Annotated in this window: 15 protein-coding genes; 6 read left to right on the top strand and 9 right to left on the bottom strand. The window is 54.7% G+C overall.

The annotated features are described in order from the left end of the window. Positions 1-5 precede the first annotated feature (5 nt). From ACIQT8_RS17880 to ACIQT8_RS17860, 5 genes are all read right to left on the bottom strand, one after another. A complete protein-coding gene (locus tag ACIQT8_RS17880) occupies positions 6-2897 on the bottom strand; it encodes an FAD-dependent oxidoreductase (RefSeq protein ID WP_400967815.1) in 2892 nt (963 codons plus the stop codon). 14 nt (positions 2898-2911) lie between these two features. After that, a complete protein-coding gene (dapA, locus tag ACIQT8_RS17875) occupies positions 2912-3802 on the bottom strand; it encodes a 4-hydroxy-tetrahydrodipicolinate synthase (RefSeq protein ID WP_400968072.1) in 891 nt (296 codons plus the stop codon). Between the two features lie 19 nt (positions 3803-3821). Next, positions 3822-4514 carry an amino acid ABC transporter permease gene (locus ACIQT8_RS17870; protein WP_138793325.1) on the bottom strand — a complete coding sequence of 231 codons (693 nt, stop codon included), beginning with the start codon at positions 4512-4514 and terminating at the stop codon, positions 3822-3824. Positions 4515-4582: 68 nt separating this feature from the next. After that, complete coding sequence (locus ACIQT8_RS17865; RefSeq protein ID WP_400967812.1) at positions 4583-5410, bottom strand: ABC transporter substrate-binding protein; 828 nt, start codon at positions 5408-5410, stop codon at positions 4583-4585. A gap of 168 nt (positions 5411-5578) precedes the next feature. Continuing rightward, positions 5579-6226: a GntR family transcriptional regulator gene (locus ACIQT8_RS17860; protein WP_400967809.1), complete on the bottom strand. Its 648-nt coding sequence runs from the start codon at positions 6224-6226 to the stop codon at positions 5579-5581. 125 nt (positions 6227-6351) lie between these two features. Here ACIQT8_RS17860 and ACIQT8_RS17855 point away from each other — a divergent pair, with 125 nt between their 5' ends. Beyond that, the gene (locus tag ACIQT8_RS17855; protein WP_400967806.1) at positions 6352-7032 is read left to right on the top strand and encodes a GntR family transcriptional regulator; all 681 of its coding nucleotides are present in this window, start codon (positions 6352-6354) and stop codon (positions 7030-7032) included. 43 nt (positions 7033-7075) lie between these two features. On the opposite strand, the gene ACIQT8_RS17850 is transcribed toward ACIQT8_RS17855, so the two are convergent. The 4 genes from ACIQT8_RS17850 to ACIQT8_RS17835 are packed head-to-tail and all read right to left on the bottom strand — an operon-like array spanning position 7076 to position 11933. Beyond that, on the bottom strand, positions 7076-8074 hold the full coding sequence (locus tag ACIQT8_RS17850) for a TRAP transporter substrate-binding protein (protein ID WP_400968069.1): 999 nt from the start codon (positions 8072-8074) through the stop codon (positions 7076-7078). A gap of 14 nt (positions 8075-8088) precedes the next feature. After that, positions 8089-9921, bottom strand: a complete 1833-nt coding sequence (locus ACIQT8_RS17845) for a TRAP transporter large permease subunit (protein WP_400967804.1) — start codon at positions 9919-9921, stop codon at positions 8089-8091. Positions 9922-9951: 30 nt separating this feature from the next. Continuing rightward, positions 9952-11082 (bottom strand): LLM class flavin-dependent oxidoreductase, encoded by a 1131-nt coding sequence (locus ACIQT8_RS17840; protein ID WP_400967801.1) that lies wholly within the window; start codon positions 11080-11082, stop codon positions 9952-9954. After that, complete coding sequence (locus ACIQT8_RS17835) at positions 11079-11933, bottom strand: ABC transporter substrate-binding protein (protein ID WP_400967798.1); 855 nt, start codon at positions 11931-11933, stop codon at positions 11079-11081. Before ACIQT8_RS17835 ends, ACIQT8_RS17840 begins: the two co-directional genes overlap by 4 nt. Before the next feature lie 208 nt (positions 11934-12141). On the opposite strand from ACIQT8_RS17835, the gene ACIQT8_RS17830 reads away from it, so the two are divergent. The 5 genes from ACIQT8_RS17830 to ACIQT8_RS17810 all read left to right on the top strand — a co-directional run bounded on the left by ACIQT8_RS17830 (position 12142) and on the right by ACIQT8_RS17810 (position 17464). Continuing rightward, positions 12142-12507: a helix-turn-helix transcriptional regulator gene (locus ACIQT8_RS17830; protein ID WP_138793331.1), complete on the top strand. Its 366-nt coding sequence runs from the start codon at positions 12142-12144 to the stop codon at positions 12505-12507. 3 nt (positions 12508-12510) lie between these two features. Continuing rightward, positions 12511-13140 carry a glutathione S-transferase family protein gene (locus ACIQT8_RS17825; protein ID WP_400967795.1) on the top strand — a complete coding sequence of 210 codons (630 nt, stop codon included), beginning with the start codon at positions 12511-12513 and terminating at the stop codon, positions 13138-13140. Between the two features lie 342 nt (positions 13141-13482). Next, entirely contained in the window at positions 13483-14607 is a 1125-nt protein-coding gene (locus ACIQT8_RS17820) for a glycosyltransferase family 4 protein (RefSeq protein WP_400967792.1), read from the top strand. A 210-nt stretch (positions 14608-14817) separates the two neighbouring features. Beyond that, a complete protein-coding gene (locus ACIQT8_RS17815) occupies positions 14818-15936 on the top strand; it encodes an acyltransferase family protein (RefSeq protein ID WP_400967790.1) in 1119 nt (372 codons plus the stop codon). A gap of 331 nt (positions 15937-16267) precedes the next feature. Beyond that, complete coding sequence (locus ACIQT8_RS17810; RefSeq protein ID WP_138793335.1) at positions 16268-17464, top strand: polysaccharide biosynthesis/export family protein; 1197 nt, start codon at positions 16268-16270, stop codon at positions 17462-17464. Positions 17465-17604: the final 140 nt, after the last annotated feature.

Here is a 17604-nt window from a genome sequence, read left to right as displayed (position 1 = left end):
TCGCCTCACTGGAAACGGGAAATGGAAAATTCCGACAGATCGCGGCCTGGGTCACGGCCGGTGACCATTGCGGCCGTGAGTTGGCCGACGAGCGGCCCTAGCGTATAGCCGTTGGACGTAACGGCATTGAAGAAACCGGGCATGGCGGGATGTTCGCCGAGGATTGGCGCACCATCGATGTTGATGTTCATCGCCGCCCAACTGCGGATCACATGCAGTTTGCGCAGTCCAGGCACCACGTGCTGAGCCACCCAGAGGTTACCTTCAAGGCTGGAAAACAGCGGGCGCGGATGGCTATGAACAGGGTCAAGGCCGGCAGTCCAGCCGCCCCCAATCAGAAAATTACCGTTGGCCGCCTGCTTCAGTGTCAGGTGGCGGTCGGCATGAGCGACGAGATGGGAAATTGCCGGAGCTGCAGCCTCTGTAACAACCATCTGCAATGGGGCACCGAAAACGGGCACGTTGAGGCCAAGCATGGCACCGATCCGCGACGCAAACGCGCCGGCTGCATTGACGATACGCGTAGCCGAAATCGTTCCTCGTGACGTTTTGACAAGAAAGCGATTGCCGGCGACCTCAATTGAAAGCACTTCGGTACGGTCGAAAATGGACGTACCGGCCTTCATGGCGGCATCTGCCATGTGACGCGTCGCGATCAACGGATTGATCTTCCCCTCCTGAGGGCAATACGCAGCACCGATCATCGCGGACGAGAGGGCTGGTTCAAGCCGGTGGAGATCCTGTTTTCCGATGACATGACAATCGATCCCCGAGGCCCGTTCCATGGCCGTCTTTTCCTCAAGAAACCGGAGATGGGCCTCCGTCTCGGCGACCATCAGTCCACCGGTTATCTTCATCTCGAAGTCGACACCAAAGCGCTTCTCAAGGCTCAGCCAGAGATCGATGGAATCGCGCTGCAGTGAGAGCGTGCGGGCGGCAGGACCACCGCCGCCTTCAGCACGAGCGCCATGATCGAAGGAGAGAAGTTGCGCATGCAAGCTGCCTGCATTTCCGCCGGACGCCAGGCCTCCGGGAAAGCCACGCTCCACGACGACGACATCGTCACCGCTCTCTGCAAGAAAGTAGGCTGTGGAAAGGCCAGCTATACCGGCACCGATGACGAGTGTACCAACCTCGGTTCTTGGCAATGGCTCCTGGTTCGAAAGAGGCGGGCGTTCCGGCAAGAGTGCGCGCTTATGGCCGCCCCATTCCGCCTTTTCGACAGATAAGGCTGCAAGCGGCACCGGGCGAAGGGGCATCTGCGGTGCAAGCAAACCTTGCGTCTGCGATTGAGGTTTGCCGGTAAGTTCCGTCAAGGTTCGACCACAATAGCGGCTCTGGCAACGCCCCATGCCGGCACGCGTCAGGCGTTTCAAGGTTGCGATGTCGGGCGGTCCCTTGCCTGAAATTTCTCGCAAGCGACCGACAGTGATATTCTCACACCGACAGGCGATCGTGCTGTCTTCGAGTTCTGACTTTTTCTCAGCGCCATCGGCAAATAGCGACCACAAAGCGCCCTGAAACCGTCTCGATCGCAGAAGCCTGTTTGCAGCCTTGGCGTCCGACCTCTCACTCAATCCAAGCTTTCGAGCAACTGCGAGGCCCGCAAGCCGCCCTTCAGACATCGCAACGTAAGCGCCGCCAAAACGCGAAGCCTCGCCAACAATATAAACGTTGGGCAACGAACTCTCTCCGTCCTTGCCGCACCGGGCGACAAGTGAGCCGTCAGCGGCAACGTCATGCGCGCAACCAACCAACCTTGAAACCTCGTTCGACGCCGTAAAATCTCCACCCAGGAGCACAGTGTCGGCCTCGAAATAACGGGGTCCAGTGGGCGTTGAAATCGCCACACGCTCCACCTGTGTGTCGCCCTCGACCGCCAGAACGCGACTTCGCCAGAAAAGCGGTATGCGTGCCTTCGTCAGTCTGGCGAGTTCGCGCATACCCTTGAGAGCCAAGGCAGGGTCGCATCTAAGGACAGCAAGTGCGGCCGCGGGATTATGAAAGGGGGACAAAGCGCGATCTACGAGAGCGGCCACTTGCCCTCCTGCTTTCAGGACTTCCATCGCGACCTGAATGTTGAGTGGTCCGTTGCCGGCAACAACGATCCGCTTGCCAGGGAGTGTGGCATAGCTGCGCAACAACGTCTGCGCAGCGCCTGCTGTCATGACGCCCGGCAGCGTCCACCCAGGGATGGGTGCGGGGCGCTCGAAAGCGCCGGTGGCAATCACCATCATATCCGGGACGGCATAAAACGCACCGTCGGGCCCGTAGCAGCCTACCGACAATTCACCGTCATCGTTGCGCGACGCGCCCCAAACAGTAACGCCCGCCACAAGTGTAACACCCGCGTTGCGGGCTCGTTCAATCAGAGAGGCACCATCGGAAGCCTGCGTGTCCGCTCTGAGGACGTCCGCGGCGACCGTTGTGTTCGGTTGCTTATAGAATTGGCCACCGGCGCTATGCCGCTCATCCAGAACGACAACCGATGCACCAGCCTCCGCCGCAGCAAGTGCCGCGGAAAGGCCGCCAGGACCTGCGCCAACGATGAGCACATCCATGCGCCTTTCGCCAACCGCCAGAGGTAGCGGTGCAATCTCTTTCAGGCGCTCGTCAAGGATATCTGGCCGGGCTGGCTGACGTTCCACATGCATGCCCGGCGAGACCGGTGTCATGCAGGCTCGCTGGCTGGTGCGACCATCAACCGTTACAAGACAGTCGTGACAAACACCCATCCCGCAAAACAGCCCACGAGCTTTCGCACTCGTATCACAGGAAAACCCATGCCGGCCCGATTGCGCCATTGCGGCTGCAATGCTGGCTCCCGCTTCGACACGGCATTCAGCACCGTCAATGTAAAGCGTAAGCTTTTCTGCAGAACCGGCGGAAAGGGGCATTCAGGTAACTTTCCTTAGCTTGGGAACTTCAGGTTAAACCGGCCTACAAGGGCCTTCATCGCCTGGTCCTGTGCGGTGGGAAGCGGCAACCTCGGCGGCAGAGGTTCGCCTGCGGCAAAGCCCATATGATTGAGGAGCGACTTCGATCCAGCCACATAGGCTTGTCCGCCGACGGCCTGAATGACGGGTAGCCATTCTAGATAAAGCGCTCGCGCTTCATCATATCTTTTCTCGTCGGCAGCGAGTGTGAAGATACGCGCCATAACCCCAGGGGCAACATTGGAGGCGACTGCCACCCAGCCCTCGGCACCCATGACAAATGATTCAAACCCGAGAATGCCGCCAAATACAGTCATATTCTCGCCTGCGAGGCGCGCGATGTCGCGGACTCGCGTCACCTCCAGTGTCGATTCCTTGACGTAATCGCAACCCTTGATTTCGGCGATACGTGCCAGAAGTTCGGGTTTCATATCGACGTTTGCCGTCGCTGGATTGTTATAGACCATGACTGGAATGTTGATAGACGCGGCAATTGCCCGGTAGTGCTCGACGAGTTCGTCATCGGTCGGGGTAGAATAGAACGGCGGAATGACCATTACGCCATCGGCGCCCATTTCTTCTGCCTGGCGGCTCAGCCGTACTGCCTCCCGGGTATCCTCGGCACCGGCCCCGATGAGAACGGGCACGCGCCCTGCAGCCGTCTCAATCACTGTGCGCGCTACCGCGTCACGATCTTCCTGAGAAAGAGAGAGGAATTCTCCGGTTGAACCAAGCGGGATAAGGCCATGAATTCCTTCATCTACCTGCCAGTTTACAAAAGCCTTCAGCGCGACAAGATCGACAGAACCCTTATTGTCGAGCGGCGTTATCATCACAGTGAATACACCGCGAAATTTCTTCGTCATCATCTTGTCCTTCGAGATTTCAGCGTTTGTCAGCAAAGCGGGCTGTTGCCGTCGCCTGACCGAAGCGCTTTTCGATACGCCGCTGGATGAAATCCCATGCGGTTGTGAGTAGCAGATAATATATGGCGGCGACGGCGAAGAGCTCGAGCACCATGAACTTCTCCTGGATCAGAACCTGCGTGCGGCGCAGCAGTTCTTCCATGGAAATGACCGAGGTTACGGAGGTCGTCTTGAGAAGACCGTTCACCGAATTTCCTAGCGGCGGAATGATAACCTTGAAGGCCTGGGGCATGACGATCCGGCGCATGATCTGCCGCTCCGTCATTCCGAGCGCTCTTGCCGCACGGGATTGACCTTCCGGGACCGCCTCGATACCGGCGCGAATGATTTCGGCCAGATAAGCTGCCTCATTGAGAGCAAGGCCAATCAATGCCGCCTGGACAACGCTGAAACGGATTCCAAGTTGCGGCAGTGCCGTGTAAATTACAATGAGTTGCACAAGAAGCGGCGTGCCACGAAACAGCCATACGTAGAACGATGCCAGTCCGCGTACCGGCATCGCATGCGATCGCCGCATGAGCGCCAGAATAAAACCCAGTGCAAGACCACAGACCAGCGAGACACATGTCAGCCAGATCGTTGTAGCAACACCCTCGAGGATGAAGGGATTGAACAGGTATTCAAAAAAACCTGACCAGTTCCAGAATGACATGTCGAAGCCTCTCCAGTCTTGTGGATAGCGAGCGCCCGAGTAATGACGCTCGCCTGTCTCATCGGATGTTAACGGTTCGGACCTTTGACGGAGTAGTCACCTTCGACCATCGGTAGACCGTAGTCGTCGAACAATTTTGCGAGCGAGCCGTCAGACTTCATCTCCTTGAGAACGACTGAGACCGCATCTGCAAGAACGGGACTCTTGAAGGCAATCGACACTGGAGCCGGATAGAGGCCGTGTACTGCCCGTTTGAAGTCGCCTCGCTTGTCATACTCCTTGGCAACAGCATCAATCGCAACGACACCCTCAACCTGTCCTGCCCGCAGAGACTGGAAGGCCAGTGCGAAATTGTCGAATGTCTGGATCGTCAGGCCTTCCTTGCCCTCTTTTTTCAATTCCGCATCCAGTTCGCGTGCTTTCTTCTCTTCGAAACCACCGAGCTCAACGCCGACACGCATGCCTGCGAGATCTTCCTTCGACTTGAATTCCTTTTTCGTATCCGGAGCGACAGAAATGCTGATTGCCTGATCTTCGTAAGGGATCATCTGCATCATGGCAGCGCGCTCGGGCGTGAAGAAAATACCCGTATTGATCATGTCCCACCGACCTGCCTGGAGGCCAGGGATCATGGCGGAAAACTCGATACGGACATACTCAGGGGTGAGGCAAAGCCGCTTTGCGATCTCCTTGCCCAACTCGACGCGCATTCCCTGAAGCTCACCCTTGGAATCGACGAATTGCAATGGCGGAAGAGTGGGATTGGTAGACATCACCAGAGCACCTGGCTTGATAAGCTCTGCGTCGGCAATTTTTGGCGCGCAGGTCTGCGCGAACGCCGTCGATGACAACTGAAAGACGGCCAAGGCCGCAAGCGTTACTAGACGAAAATTCATATTGGTTCCTCTGGAGTTATATTTTTCTTCGTTCCAAGTGGCTGCTTGCGAACATTGCATCCAATTGGTATACCATTTACATACACAGCGAAAAAACGCGATGCAAGCCCCATTTTTCAGCACTGCCAAAAAACAGGCATCACACTTCAACAAGGATAGAGGATGAGGTCAGTAGGTGCTCAGAACGCCCTCACGGACGCGCTCCAGATGCAGCCCCATAATGTCACGGGCAGCATCTGCGTCGCGCGCCCTCAGAGCCGCGAGAATGGCGTGGTGATCGGATATACCCGGCTTGCGTTGTGCAAGCCGCCTTTGACGCTCGAAAATCGTCGTGTAACGACGCATCTGAATGATGGTCTCAGCCATGAAAGGATTTCCACTGGCTGTACCAATCCCGTTATGAAGCGCATCGTCGAATTGCCAGACAAGCGAGGGATCCGGATCGGCGTCAGCGTCGAGCCGGTCGAGCATAGCTTGCAGGCTGTTGATCTGCGAAACATCCATGGATGCACTGGCCAGCGCGGCAGCCGATGGCTCCACCAAAAGGCGCATGGCAAGGCTGTTAAGGTAATCCTGCAAGGTAATGACACGGACAGTCAGAACACCTTTGCTGTTACGAACCAGAAGCCCCTGCCCCTCAAGCCGACCCAAAGCATCACGCATCGGCGAACGCGAGACGCCAAGCTTGGTGGCAAGACGGCGCTCCTGAACAACAGCACCGCCCGTCAGCCTTGCTGCCAGAATGTCATCGAGAAGCGTTCGATAGGTGTCATCCGCCAGACTGGTTTCCCCCACGACCGCGATGTCGTCATTCATGTCTCACACTCTCCAGACGTGTTGGCGATCATGACAGCTATGCAACATGCTATGGGTCTTTGGGAAGACTTCGTCCTGACGAAAACAAATCACACCGCCAAAGCAAACAAGGGATGACGAGCCTCGTGACACAGACGGAAAAACAGCCTGCCGAAACAGCCTCGGACATTGGCGGTCACAAGCTGGCCGCTCTCGCCTACAACGCTGTATCCGACATGATACGTCATCGGCGACTGCGTGGGGGACAGGTCATCACCGAAGCAAGGCTCGCGGAAACGCTTGGGGTTTCGAGGACGCCGCTGCGAGAAGCGTTGCAGCGACTTGAAGGCGAAGGCATGGTCCACAAGGGCGACGGCCGCAAATATGTCGTCCGGCAGGTCGACATTGGTGAGTATATCCAGAGCCTGAAACTGAGGATATTGATTGAGCCGGAAGCAGCTGTGCAAGCTATGGAAGCGATCCCTGGCAGACAGCTCGTCGAGGTACGTCGCGAGATCGACGATCTGATGGGTGCGACTGCCTATCACACGGATGCACACTGGTTTTCCGACGACCGCCTTCACAACCTGATCATTGACTATTGCGGCAACGACGTCATGGCGGGGGTATTGCGAGGGTTGCGGTCGACCACGAGACTGTTTGAGATTGGCAATCTCAAGGATCGGCTCACGCCAGACTCAACCGAACATCTTGTCATTGTCACCGCCTTGCAGAACAAGAATGCCGATGCGGTAAGAGCCTCCGTCGCCTCACACGTCGAAAGCCTCATTGGGTTTGCGCGACGTCACCTGCATATTGCTGAATAGAACCGTATAGGCGCTCCCCGTAGGGAACGCCTATATCAATTAGTCAGGCTGCCTGGACTGCGTGGATCTTATCAATGCCGCCCACGGTCCCCGCAAAATCCTGCCAGACACCCTGCGCACCCTTTTGCCATGCGTCATAGTCTTCCGGTTTCAGAAGCTTGCCGCCTTTCGAAAGCGCCAACTCGACCGACTTTGCCTCGTCCTCAACGATAAGCTGGTTGAAGTAAAGCGCACCTTCGCTCGATGCATCCGACAGCACCTTCTTTTCCTCGTCATCCAACTGGCTCCAGAATGCCGCGCCGTAATAGACAACGCCGGAAGCCCATATATGTCCGGTTTCCGTCATGTACGGAACGACTTCATAAAGTTTGAAGCCGGCATATGCGGATTTCGTAAGATCCATGGCATCCGCGACACCTGTCGCCAGCGCGTTGTAGGTTTCTGTGATTGGAATGCCGACCGGCGTTGTGCCGAATGCACTCCAAAGCTTCGTATGCAATGGGCTCTGAATAACGCGGATTTTCTTTCCCTCGAGTTCCACCGGCTTTGTCACGGGCTCTTTGGTAAGTAGATGACGAGCGCCGTAATTGATAAAATCAACGGCTACGAACTGTTGTGACGCCAACTTGCCTTTCAGGTCGGCACCTGTGTCTCCGGTGACGACCCTGCGAACGTGCTCACCATCGCGGAAAAGAAATGGAAGGTCGAGGATCTGCAACTCCGGAACCCAGCCGGAAAGCGAAGAAACGGTCGAGAGGCTGGCCTGGATTGACCCGAGCCGGACGCCCTCGGCAACCTCCTTCTCACCGCCAAGTGCTCCGCTGCGAACGATATTGAACTTGAAACGGCCCGGAAGCTTTGCCTCCACGAGTTCGCTGATCTTCAACCAAATCTTGGTCTCCGGCTTGTCGTCTGCAAAGAGCGAGGCGACCGTAACGTTACGGGTTCTTGCATTCGCGTTGCGAACCAACCCAGGTGCGCCGAACGTCGCCACACCGGCTGCAGATAGTTTGAGAAGTTTACGTCTGTTGATCATCGTTATCAAAAGCCCCGATTTCAGAAAAGAACCGCCCAAACGCACAGAATCGCGAGGGAAACGAGAAGAGAAAGAAGATAGGGAACAACTGCCCTGAAAAGCGCAGTCGCCGGAATACGCGTTACACCGCTTACGACGAAGATCAGCATCCCGAGCGGTGGCGTCAGGCCATGGATCATGAGATTGACCACGAGAATGACACCGAAGTGTATGGGGTCGATCCCTGCTGCAACGGCGGCCGGCAATAGGATCGGCCCAAACAATAGAATTGCAGCACCGATATCCAGTACAAGTCCAACGACAAGGAGGATCACGTTTGAAAGCAGAAGCACTGCGATCTTGCTCCCCCCCAGCATCGTGACGAAATCGGTGACAAGACCGGACACATCGTCCACTGCGAGCAGGAAAGCAAACGGCCCAGCCGTACCGATCAACAAACCGATGGCGGCAGCTTCGGCACCGGACTGGCGAAACGTTGTGAATATGCGTTTGGCACCAAGCCTGTAACCGAAACCAAGAAAAAGAGTATAGAGTGCCGCCAGTGCAGCAGCCTCGGTCGTCGTCACGATCCCGATACGAATACCGACGACAACAATTATTCCGAGGCCGAACGCCGGAATTGCAGCGACGGCAGAACGCCAGCGTTCCTGCCCATTCGCCCTCGGCAACGTATCAACCGTGCGCACGCTGAAATGGATCGCAACAGCAAGGCACAAAGCCATCAATCCACCGGCGAAAAAACCGCCTACGAGAAGAGAACCGACGGAAAGATTTGTCGCGGTTGCCAGAATGAGAAAGGCGATGGACGGGGGGATGACGTTATCAAGGACTGATGTTGCGGCGATAATCGCACCAGCCTGCGCGGGTGGATAACCGTGCCGCACGAGTTCCGGCTGAAATGTCGATGCACCGAAGGCTGCGTTCGCAACCGACGAGCCGGAGGCGCCAGAAAACAGCACGCTCGTCAGCAAGGTTGTCTGTGCAAGACCAGCACGGCGATGACCGACCATCGAGGCGGCAAAACGTACGAGTTGGTTTGCAACACCCGATTCTGTCAGGAGGCTTCCCGCAAGCAGGAAGAACGGGATAGCAAGCAACAGAAATTTCGACATTCCCGTCACAGTCGTGGAGACAATCGCAGGCTCAGGCAGTGAACTGCCAAATGCGATCGCGACGTAGGCTGCAGCGAGAAACGCATGGGCGAGCGGCGCGGCGAGAATTAGCCCGAGAGCCGCTGTCAGAGCCAGGAAAAGGCTCGGGGGAAGTGTCGTATCGAAGAAAACGAGTGGCAAACCGAAATAGGCGATCACTGAGATGACCAGTGATAGAATAACCTGCAGTGACTTTGCTTCCGAGGCACGCTGCAAGGCAAGATAGGTAAGGATAAGTCCGCCTCCCGCTCCCAGAAAACCGAAACGTATCCATTCCGGTAGACCGAGTGTAGGCGACGTACCACCCAGCATCGTGGCGATCTCCGATCCGCCAAACAACAATATCAGGGCAGCGACGAACGAGAAGGCGTCAGCTAGCATTTCGGTGGCCGGATGAAGTCGATCAGGCAAAAATCGCACGAACACATCGAGGCGCATGGCAAGCGCGCTTTTCAGGCTGAGCGGAGCGCCGACAGCGATCATGGCGACATGCAGCCAGATACCCAGATCTTCCGCTCCGATGAAGCCTGTATGGAATATGTATCGTAGTGCAACATTGGTCAGGACGACAATAAGGAGGGCAGCGAGCAGTGCAGCTGCAACCGCGCCAAGCAGGGCATCAAAAAAAGCGAGCGCTCTACCCAATATGATGGCAATCGAGAAATGTTTCGGTGTTGTAGTGCTCACTGGCGTTGCCGTCATGATTGGACTTCCGGTTTAGCAACCTCTGTTTCACGATGCTGTTGTCGCAGTAAGGTCACGATCAAACAGGGTCGACCAGGTAAACTGTTTTGCAGCAGATATCTCTCGCGAAACGTCAAGTCGCGGTAAAACCTTTTCGCCGAAGCGAAACGCTTCCTCAAGCAGCGGCATCCCGGACAGGATGAAGGTCTCCACGCCCGCCTTGCGATAGGCCTCAAGTGTGCGGATAACTGTGTCAGGTGATCCAACAATGGCGGTTCCAGGCCCTGGTCTCACAAGGCCGATGCCTGCCCAGAGGTTTGGTGCGATTTCCAGATCGCGGAGATCCTGTGGCTTGTTGCCACCGTGAAGCGCAGTCATACGCTGCTGACCAACAGAATCCGTTTTCCCGACAAAGCGCTGGTTGGCAGCAATCGCAGTTGCGTCCATCCTTTTGTAAAGGTCGGCAGCCGCTTCCCATGCTTCTTCGTCCGTATCACGCACGATAACATAAAGGCGTATACCGTATTCCAGGTTACGCCCGAGTTTTTCGGCGCGCGCCTTTACGATCTCGATTTTCGCTCCGATCTGTTCCGGCGTCTCGCCCCAGGAAAGATAGGTTTCAACGTGTTTTGCAGCAACCTCGATCGCCTTGTCGGACGATCCGCCGAACCACAATGGCGGTGGCTCAATTCCCTGTCCAACCGGCAGTGCAAGCTTTGCTCCCTCGGTTTTGAAATACTTTCCGTCGAAATTCACCGTATCGCCAGAAAACAGCCGATGCCAAATCTGCAGGTATTCGTCGGCCATGTCGTAACGCTCGTCATGCGGCATCGTCATCCCGTAAGCGCCAAGCATTTTCGCATCGCCCGAGACGACGTTAATCAACAACCGCCCGCGTGAAAACTCCTGCAAAGTCGCTGCCATTTTACCAAGCAGTGTCGGCGCAACGAGCCCGGGATGGATCGCGACCAGGAGCTTCAACCGCTCTGTATAGGACAGGAGTGCACCGGCCAGGACCCAGACATCATGGGCTCCCGTCGCAAACAAGGCGCCGGTGTAACCGAGTTGGTCGTAAGCAAGCGCCAACTGCTTGTAGTAGCCGAGATCAACCTTGCGGGAACCTTCCGGCTGCCAGGGATAGGCACCATCTGGAGCGCACATGTACCAGAAAACGTTCACTTTCTTACTCCAAGGCTTTCGAGCGACACCCCGGTCTGCACCGGTGACTTGAAATATCCATGTCGGTAGAGCGTGTCGGCTTCCTCCTGCTGCTCAGCAAGGATTTCCGGCGTTGCCTGCCCAACAGAGAGATCTCGAGAGCGCAGCACTTTTTCCCAGAATTGCGCATCCCCTTCGCTGCCTGGTTGGTTGGCAAGGAGGGTCGCCGCTCCTTTTACATCCGCCATGACCAACTGACCAATGCGATCAAGTTCGAAGGCGACGGCCGCGACCTTTTCGGCAGAAAATTCGTGATGCCCGAGCGTCCAGAACAGGGAACGGTTCGGAATTGTGGAGCCGCAACGAACAAGGACGTGCAAAGCCTCGTGACCAAGTGCCTTCTCAAGCCGTGGAGACATGGTAACCCATGCATCGACCCGCCCGTCTACGAGATCTCGCAGTGAATCGCTGTCACCGCTTTCGATCCTTGTTACGTCGGATAAGCCTAGTCCTTCGCCTTCGAGACTTCGAGCAAGAAGGTAAGTGTGGAACGAGCCGTCAATCAGTGAAATATCCCGTCCCACAAGATCGGCAACAGAGCGGATGTGGCTGTCCTTGCGTACAAGTATCGCACCATTGGCGGGCCTTGGCGCGGATGCAGCGATATAGGCTACTCCAAGCCCTCGGGCATCGGCCTCGATTGGCGGGGTCGATCCGGTTCCACCGAAGTGGATATCACCCTTTTCAAGCAAGGACGCTGTATCCCGTCCTTCCTTGTAAAGTACGAATTCAGGATCGAACGACTTGAATGCATCTGGCCAAAGCCGGGCGAGCCGCAAATGGAGATTGTTGGGATGCACCCCGATTTTCATGACGCCACCTCATTTCGACATCAATCTACTTTTTTATAGATCGTTTGCGAGGAACATTTTCGCGGGATGCGAGCGACAAAGGAAAGAGAATTCCATATTCTCTATCGATTTTAAACAATTTACTTTCCCGGATCGAGATGGAATTCAGCACGTTGAAATTTCAGGAAATACAATCTATGTTTTTATAATGTGAAAAGCGGCTATTCAAATGACAAAACCGATCTCAAATCGCATTTGTCGCAGCGTCGGCGAAGCGAGCGACCTTTTGAAATTGATTGCCAATGCCAACCGCTTGGCGATCGTCTGTTACCTGATGGAACGGGAGGCTTCTGTTTCAGCTCTTGAGTTCGAACTCGGGATACAACAACCGACCTTGTCGCAGCAGCTATCGGAATTGCGAGCAGCAGGCGTAATAGACGGGACGCGTGAGGGTAAAGCAGTGATTTACCGGGTGACCGACCCCCGTATTGTCGAACTGGTCTCGACATTACGCGGTTTCTACAACGATTTATCCGATGTGACCGGAAAGAAGTCCTTGCGGGATTTCCGGATGGACGAACCGATGTTCGACTGAGCCATGATCGATCTCTACACCTGGATCACCCCTAACGGACTGAAGATATCAATTGCGTTGGAGGAACTCGGCCTTCCTTACTGCGTACATGCGATCGATATTGAAAAGGGAGAGCAATTTTCGCCTGATTATCTGAGGATCAATGCTGGCGCCAAGATCCCGGCGATCGTCGATCATAACAACGGAACGGTTCTCACAGAATCGAATGCGATCCTGCTTTACCTTGCCGAGAAAACCGGTCGCCTCTTGCCACGCGACGACACATTGCGGCTTTCCGTCATAGAATGGCTGATGTGGCAATCTTCAAATTTTGGCCCGACTCTGGGCTACGCCCATTATTTTTTGACGTATAACGCCGGAAGCGCGCCGTTCGCGGAAGACCGTTTCGCACTCGATACACGCCGGCTCTATGCAACTTTGAACGATAGACTGGCGGTCTTCGATTACGTTGCCGGCAGTTACTCCATCGCCGACATCGCACTTTGGCCATGGGTGTCCCGCTTCGCACGTCACAAGATCGAACTTTCAGAGTTTCCCCATGTTCTACGATGGTACCGAAACATTGCTGAAAACGAGGGTGTGCGGCGAGGTTATAAAGTACCTTTCGTAACGTCAGCTATTCCCGGCATGTAATGCCGAGAGTGGTGACGTTTTTCACTTGGCACCTCAATCCGCCTCTGAAATTTCAGCGAAGACTTATAAACAGCCCTACAAAAGCTTATACTTGACGAGCGGTATCTTACCGGGAAATAAGGGGGAGCCAAGTTTTCGCAACTGCGAACAAAGCGCACCAAGGAGCAAGACAACTACAGTTCCGAACACAGTCACTTTTTAAATTTTTTTTAGTATCACAATTCGGCTTTCAGCACATTTTTATTTCAGTCGCGAAAGACGACAACGACCCAAATAACCGCCAAGTATTTTTTACGCGACAGCGGGAAATCTATTTTTATTACGCCTAGATTTGAGGACATTATGAAGACGGCAATCGTGCACGACTGGCTCACCGACCGTGGCGGGGCAGAAAAGGTCCTTCACAACCTTCTTGAGATATATCCTCATGCGGATCTCTATTGCCTGGTAGACTTCATGAACGAACGCGATCGCGGTTTTCTTGGCGGTCGAAAGGTCCACACGTCGTTTATTCAGAAGCTTCCTTTTGCAAAAAAAAGGTACCGCTCTTACCTGCCCCTGATGCCTCTGGCTATCGAGCAGTTCGATCTCAGCCAATACGACCTGGTCATTTCATCGAGCTACGCCGTGGCAAAAGGCGTAATTACCGGTCCAGGACAATTTCATGTGTCTTACATTCACAGCCCCATCCGTTATGCCTGGGATCTGCAACACCAGTATCTCAAGGAAACGAAGCTAAACACCGGGCCGAAGTCCTGGCTCGCCCGGGCAATACTCCATTACATACGCATGTGGGATATCCGTACCGCAAACGGCGTCGACCTTATGACGGTCAACTCCAAGTTCATCCGTAACCGGGTGCGAAAATGCTACGGTCGTGACTCGACAGTAATCTATCCACCCGTGGACACCTCCCACCTCGCACCGTCCGAGGCGAAAGGTGACTATTTCGTCACCGCGTCACGCCTTGTTCCGTATAAGAAAGTGCCTTTGATCGTCGAGGCATTCACGAAGATGCCCGACAAACGTCTGATCGTTATTGGTGACGGACCGGAAATGCGACGCATCAAGGAAATCGCCACACCCAACATTGAGATACTCGGTTTTCTCGGCAATGACGAGTTACACAAATACATGGCCGAGGCGAAAGCTTTCGTATTTGCCGCTGAAGACGATTTCGGCATCGTACCGGTCGAATCCCAAGCGCTCGGAACACCGGTCATCGCTTATGGCAAGGGTGGCGTTCTGGAAACCGTGGTTCCTCTCGGTGCGTCCAACCAGCCAACCGGCCTGTATTTCAAGGAGCAGACGCCTGACGCGATTTGCGCTGCGGTGCAGGAATTCGTCGACAACTCTGAGCGCTTCGACAAGAACGCTTGCATCGACAACGCGGCACGCTTCTCACGTGAACGTTTCCTGCGAGAATTCGCCGACACCGTCAATTTTGCATTGGCGGAACGAGCATAGAAGCGGATTGGGCATAGCTACACACTCAAGAACGCGACTAAGTGTTAATCTGACGGCGAAGCAGTACGGAATGGACAATTCGTCTTTTTCCATGTTGAATACGAACAGTCGGCAATAGATGACGCGTAGATCGTCATAGCGCGACTTAAGATTTAATTTTATTTTTTTAAATTCATACACTTACGAGAAACGCTATATCCGCACCCACGGATGCACCAGAAACCAAGCCTTAACCGCCAATTTCAGTTCCGTTTGAAACGACATATTATTATGCCGCCCAAATATATTGCGAACATTCAGATCTTGCGTTTCTTCGCCGCGCTTTTGGTAACATTCGCGCATATGGGCGTGGCAATCGAGGATCGCGACGCAGGTTTTCGAATGATCTATCCGCTCGACTGGGGACTGGGCGTCGATATCTTTTTCGTTATCAGCGGCTTCATCATGTATTACCTGATGAACAACCGCTTTCAGGAGCCTGGCGTTTCGCGCGATTTCCTGAAACGCCGCGTCCTTCGGATTGCCCCCCTTTATTGGCTTTGCACGACGCTGATGTTGGCATCAATCGTTGCTGCAGGCACTCTCGTCAATAACAACGCCATTGACCTTCGACATATCGCAGCATCGTATCTGTTCCTGCCGTGGCAACGCACCGACGGGCAGACGTTTCCCGTGCTTTCGCTCGGCTGGACGCTGAATTACGAAATGCTGTTCTACCTGCTCTTTGCCGTTGTCCTGTCGATGTCGAGGAAGACCGGCTTAATGGTCCTTGTCGGTGCATTCTCCGCGCTGATGGTCGCTGCAGCGTTGGCTCCGCCATCCATGTGGCTTCTTCGCTTCTGGGGCAATTCAATCATCGGCGAATTTCTTCTGGGCATTTTGCTGGCGATGATATTCATGCGCCCGGCGCGCCTTGCCTTTTTTACATCATTGGCGCTGATGGTCGCCGGTGTCACCTCCGCTGTTTGTTTCTATCAGACGGAGAGCTATATTTATCTGCCACGTCTGTTGACTGGCGGCATTCCAGCTTTGCTCATTACCAGCGCCATCATTCTGGGGCCGAATGCCCCTGCAAGCGCCCCATGCAAATGGTTGGCACGCGCAGGAGACGCATCCTATGCGCTTTACCTGACGCACCCCTTCGCCACCACACTTGTAGCAATTGTAGGCATAAAACTGGGCTTGCCCACGATCTTGGTATTCGTCACTGGTATCATTTGCAGCATTGTCGTAGCAGCCACAGTCTATGTGCTTTTTGAAAAACCATTTACAAAACAAGCAATTGGTTTCTTCAGCAAACCTACAATGAAAGAAACTGCCGGGGCGTGACAAAACTGCACTAGCGAAATGCAATATTCTGAAGAGAATATCAGAAAATACTTTAGTAACTATCGACTGCCATATGCATACAACGTGGAGAATAATTCGACGGTGAAGTGACGTGAACCGGAGCTCTTTACCGAACAATAAACTTGAAGATGCCGATGAAATTGGGCATAGGCGCTTCGAGGGGTAATCATTTCGGGGGCGATTCCGTTAATTTTAAAGAACAACGGTTATATTTATTGTCGGCTTCATTTGGATAATTTCTTTTTCACGCACTTATACGATGTCTGGAACACGTCTGTTTTATCTGGGCAAAAAAATTTTTGAGGACCAAATGCGTTTTTTGAATGTTTCGTTTCTGCTTGCAACGGCAGCTCTTTCTGGCTGCACGGCAACCTCGGCTTCCGGCCCTGATGCGGCGACAATCGAATCCAACGCTTCTGTAAAGTTCACGACGCAGGACAAGAAGAAAACCGCTGGCGTTGACTACGCGCTGATTGACATCAATAGCGCCGTTCTGAACTATGTCAGTGACACGACCACCACGACCTTGCTCGGCAGTTTCGGTGGCGGCAAGGGCGGCGTACCCGCTCTGCCAATGGGTGTTGGGGATGTGGTTCAGGTCGCAATCTTCGAAAGTCAGGCTGGCGGCCTTTTCATTCCGAGCGATGCCGGCAGCCGTCCAGGCAACTTCATCAGCCTGCCGCAACAGACGGTTGATCGCGAAGGCAATATCAGCGTTCCCTATGCCGGTAAAATCCGTGCGACAGGTCGCAACGTCGAAGACGTCCAGCAGGAAATTGAAGAACGTCTCGCCAATCGCGCCATCGAGCCCCAGGCTCTGATCACCAAGGTTTCCAGTCGCTCGGCGCAGGCTGCCGTGATCGGCGACGTCAAAGAACCCATGAAGGTTCAACTCACTGAAGCGGGCGACCGTATTCTGGACGTGATTTCGCAAGCGGGCGGCCTGAGCGCACCGAATATAGAATCCTACGTGACGCTTATCCGTCGCGGCAAAACGGCCCGTATCAATTACAATCACCTTATCTCTACGCCAGCCGAAAACATTTATGTTGTGCCGGGCGACACGGTAACGGTCGAACGTGAACGACGCACCTATCTGGCCTTTGGTGCATCTGGCCTGAACGGCCGATTTGAGTTCGAAGATGCCGACCTCAAGTTGTCGGACGCACTTGGCAAGGCAGGAGGCCTGCTCGACTCGCGCGCGGACCCAGCCCAAGTGTATATCTATCGTATCGTCAGCCGCGAACTTCTCGTGAAACTGGGCGTCAACACGTCCAAGTTCCCAGGCGAGGAAGTGCCAGTCATCTTCCGCGCCAATCTGCGCGACCCGGCCACCTTCTTCGCGTCAACGAAGTTCCCGATGCAGGACCGCGACATCATCTACGTCACGAACTCGCAGGCCACCGAACTCTACAAGTTCCTGGATCTCGTTGGCTCTGTCCCGGCAACCGCCTCGAACGTATCGGGCGATGCACTGTCGACACGCAACAACATCCGCGCGTTCTGATCGGGCGCCTGAAACCTGTCAAAGAACAACCGCCCGGAAACGGGCGGTTTTTTATTGCGCCACAAAAGCTGGATCGCATATCGGCATCTGCGCCATTACAAAAGTTTAAGGTGATTTCGGGGGCCTTTGGGTGTCTTGTG

Source organism: Agrobacterium sp. NPDC090273, from assembly GCF_044772305.1.
In the GTDB taxonomy this organism is placed as follows: domain Bacteria; phylum Pseudomonadota; class Alphaproteobacteria; order Rhizobiales; family Rhizobiaceae; genus Agrobacterium.
Note: the sequence above shows the minus strand (reverse complement) of the source record. Positions and strands in the feature narration are given on the sequence as shown.

Excerpts from the sequence above, each read along its gene's own strand:
- ACIQT8_RS17880 (WP_400967815.1), bottom strand. The coding sequence starts at position 2,897 with ATGCCCCTTTCCGCCGGTTCTGCAGAAAAGCTTACGCTTTACATTGAC.
- dapA (WP_400968072.1), bottom strand. The coding sequence starts at position 3,802 with ATGACGAAGAAATTTCGCGGTGTATTCACTGTGATGATAACGCCGCTC.
- ACIQT8_RS17870 (WP_138793325.1), bottom strand. The coding sequence starts at position 4,514 with ATGTCATTCTGGAACTGGTCAGGTTTTTTTGAATACCTGTTCAATCCC.
- ACIQT8_RS17865 (WP_400967812.1), bottom strand. The coding sequence starts at position 5,410 with ATGAATTTTCGTCTAGTAACGCTTGCGGCCTTGGCCGTCTTTCAGTTG.
- ACIQT8_RS17860 (WP_400967809.1), bottom strand. The coding sequence starts at position 6,226 with ATGAATGACGACATCGCGGTCGTGGGGGAAACCAGTCTGGCGGATGAC.
- ACIQT8_RS17845 (WP_400967804.1), bottom strand. The coding sequence starts at position 9,921 with ATGACGGCAACGCCAGTGAGCACTACAACACCGAAACATTTCTCGATT.
- ACIQT8_RS17835 (WP_400967798.1), bottom strand. The coding sequence starts at position 11,933 with ATGAAAATCGGGGTGCATCCCAACAATCTCCATTTGCGGCTCGCCCGG.
- ACIQT8_RS17830 (WP_138793331.1), top strand. The coding sequence starts at position 12,142 with ATGACAAAACCGATCTCAAATCGCATTTGTCGCAGCGTCGGCGAAGCG.
- ACIQT8_RS17825 (WP_400967795.1), top strand. The coding sequence starts at position 12,511 with ATGATCGATCTCTACACCTGGATCACCCCTAACGGACTGAAGATATCA.
- ACIQT8_RS17820 (WP_400967792.1), top strand. The coding sequence starts at position 13,483 with ATGAAGACGGCAATCGTGCACGACTGGCTCACCGACCGTGGCGGGGCA.
- ACIQT8_RS17815 (WP_400967790.1), top strand. The coding sequence starts at position 14,818 with ATGCACCAGAAACCAAGCCTTAACCGCCAATTTCAGTTCCGTTTGAAA.
- ACIQT8_RS17810 (WP_138793335.1), top strand. The coding sequence starts at position 16,268 with ATGCGTTTTTTGAATGTTTCGTTTCTGCTTGCAACGGCAGCTCTTTCT.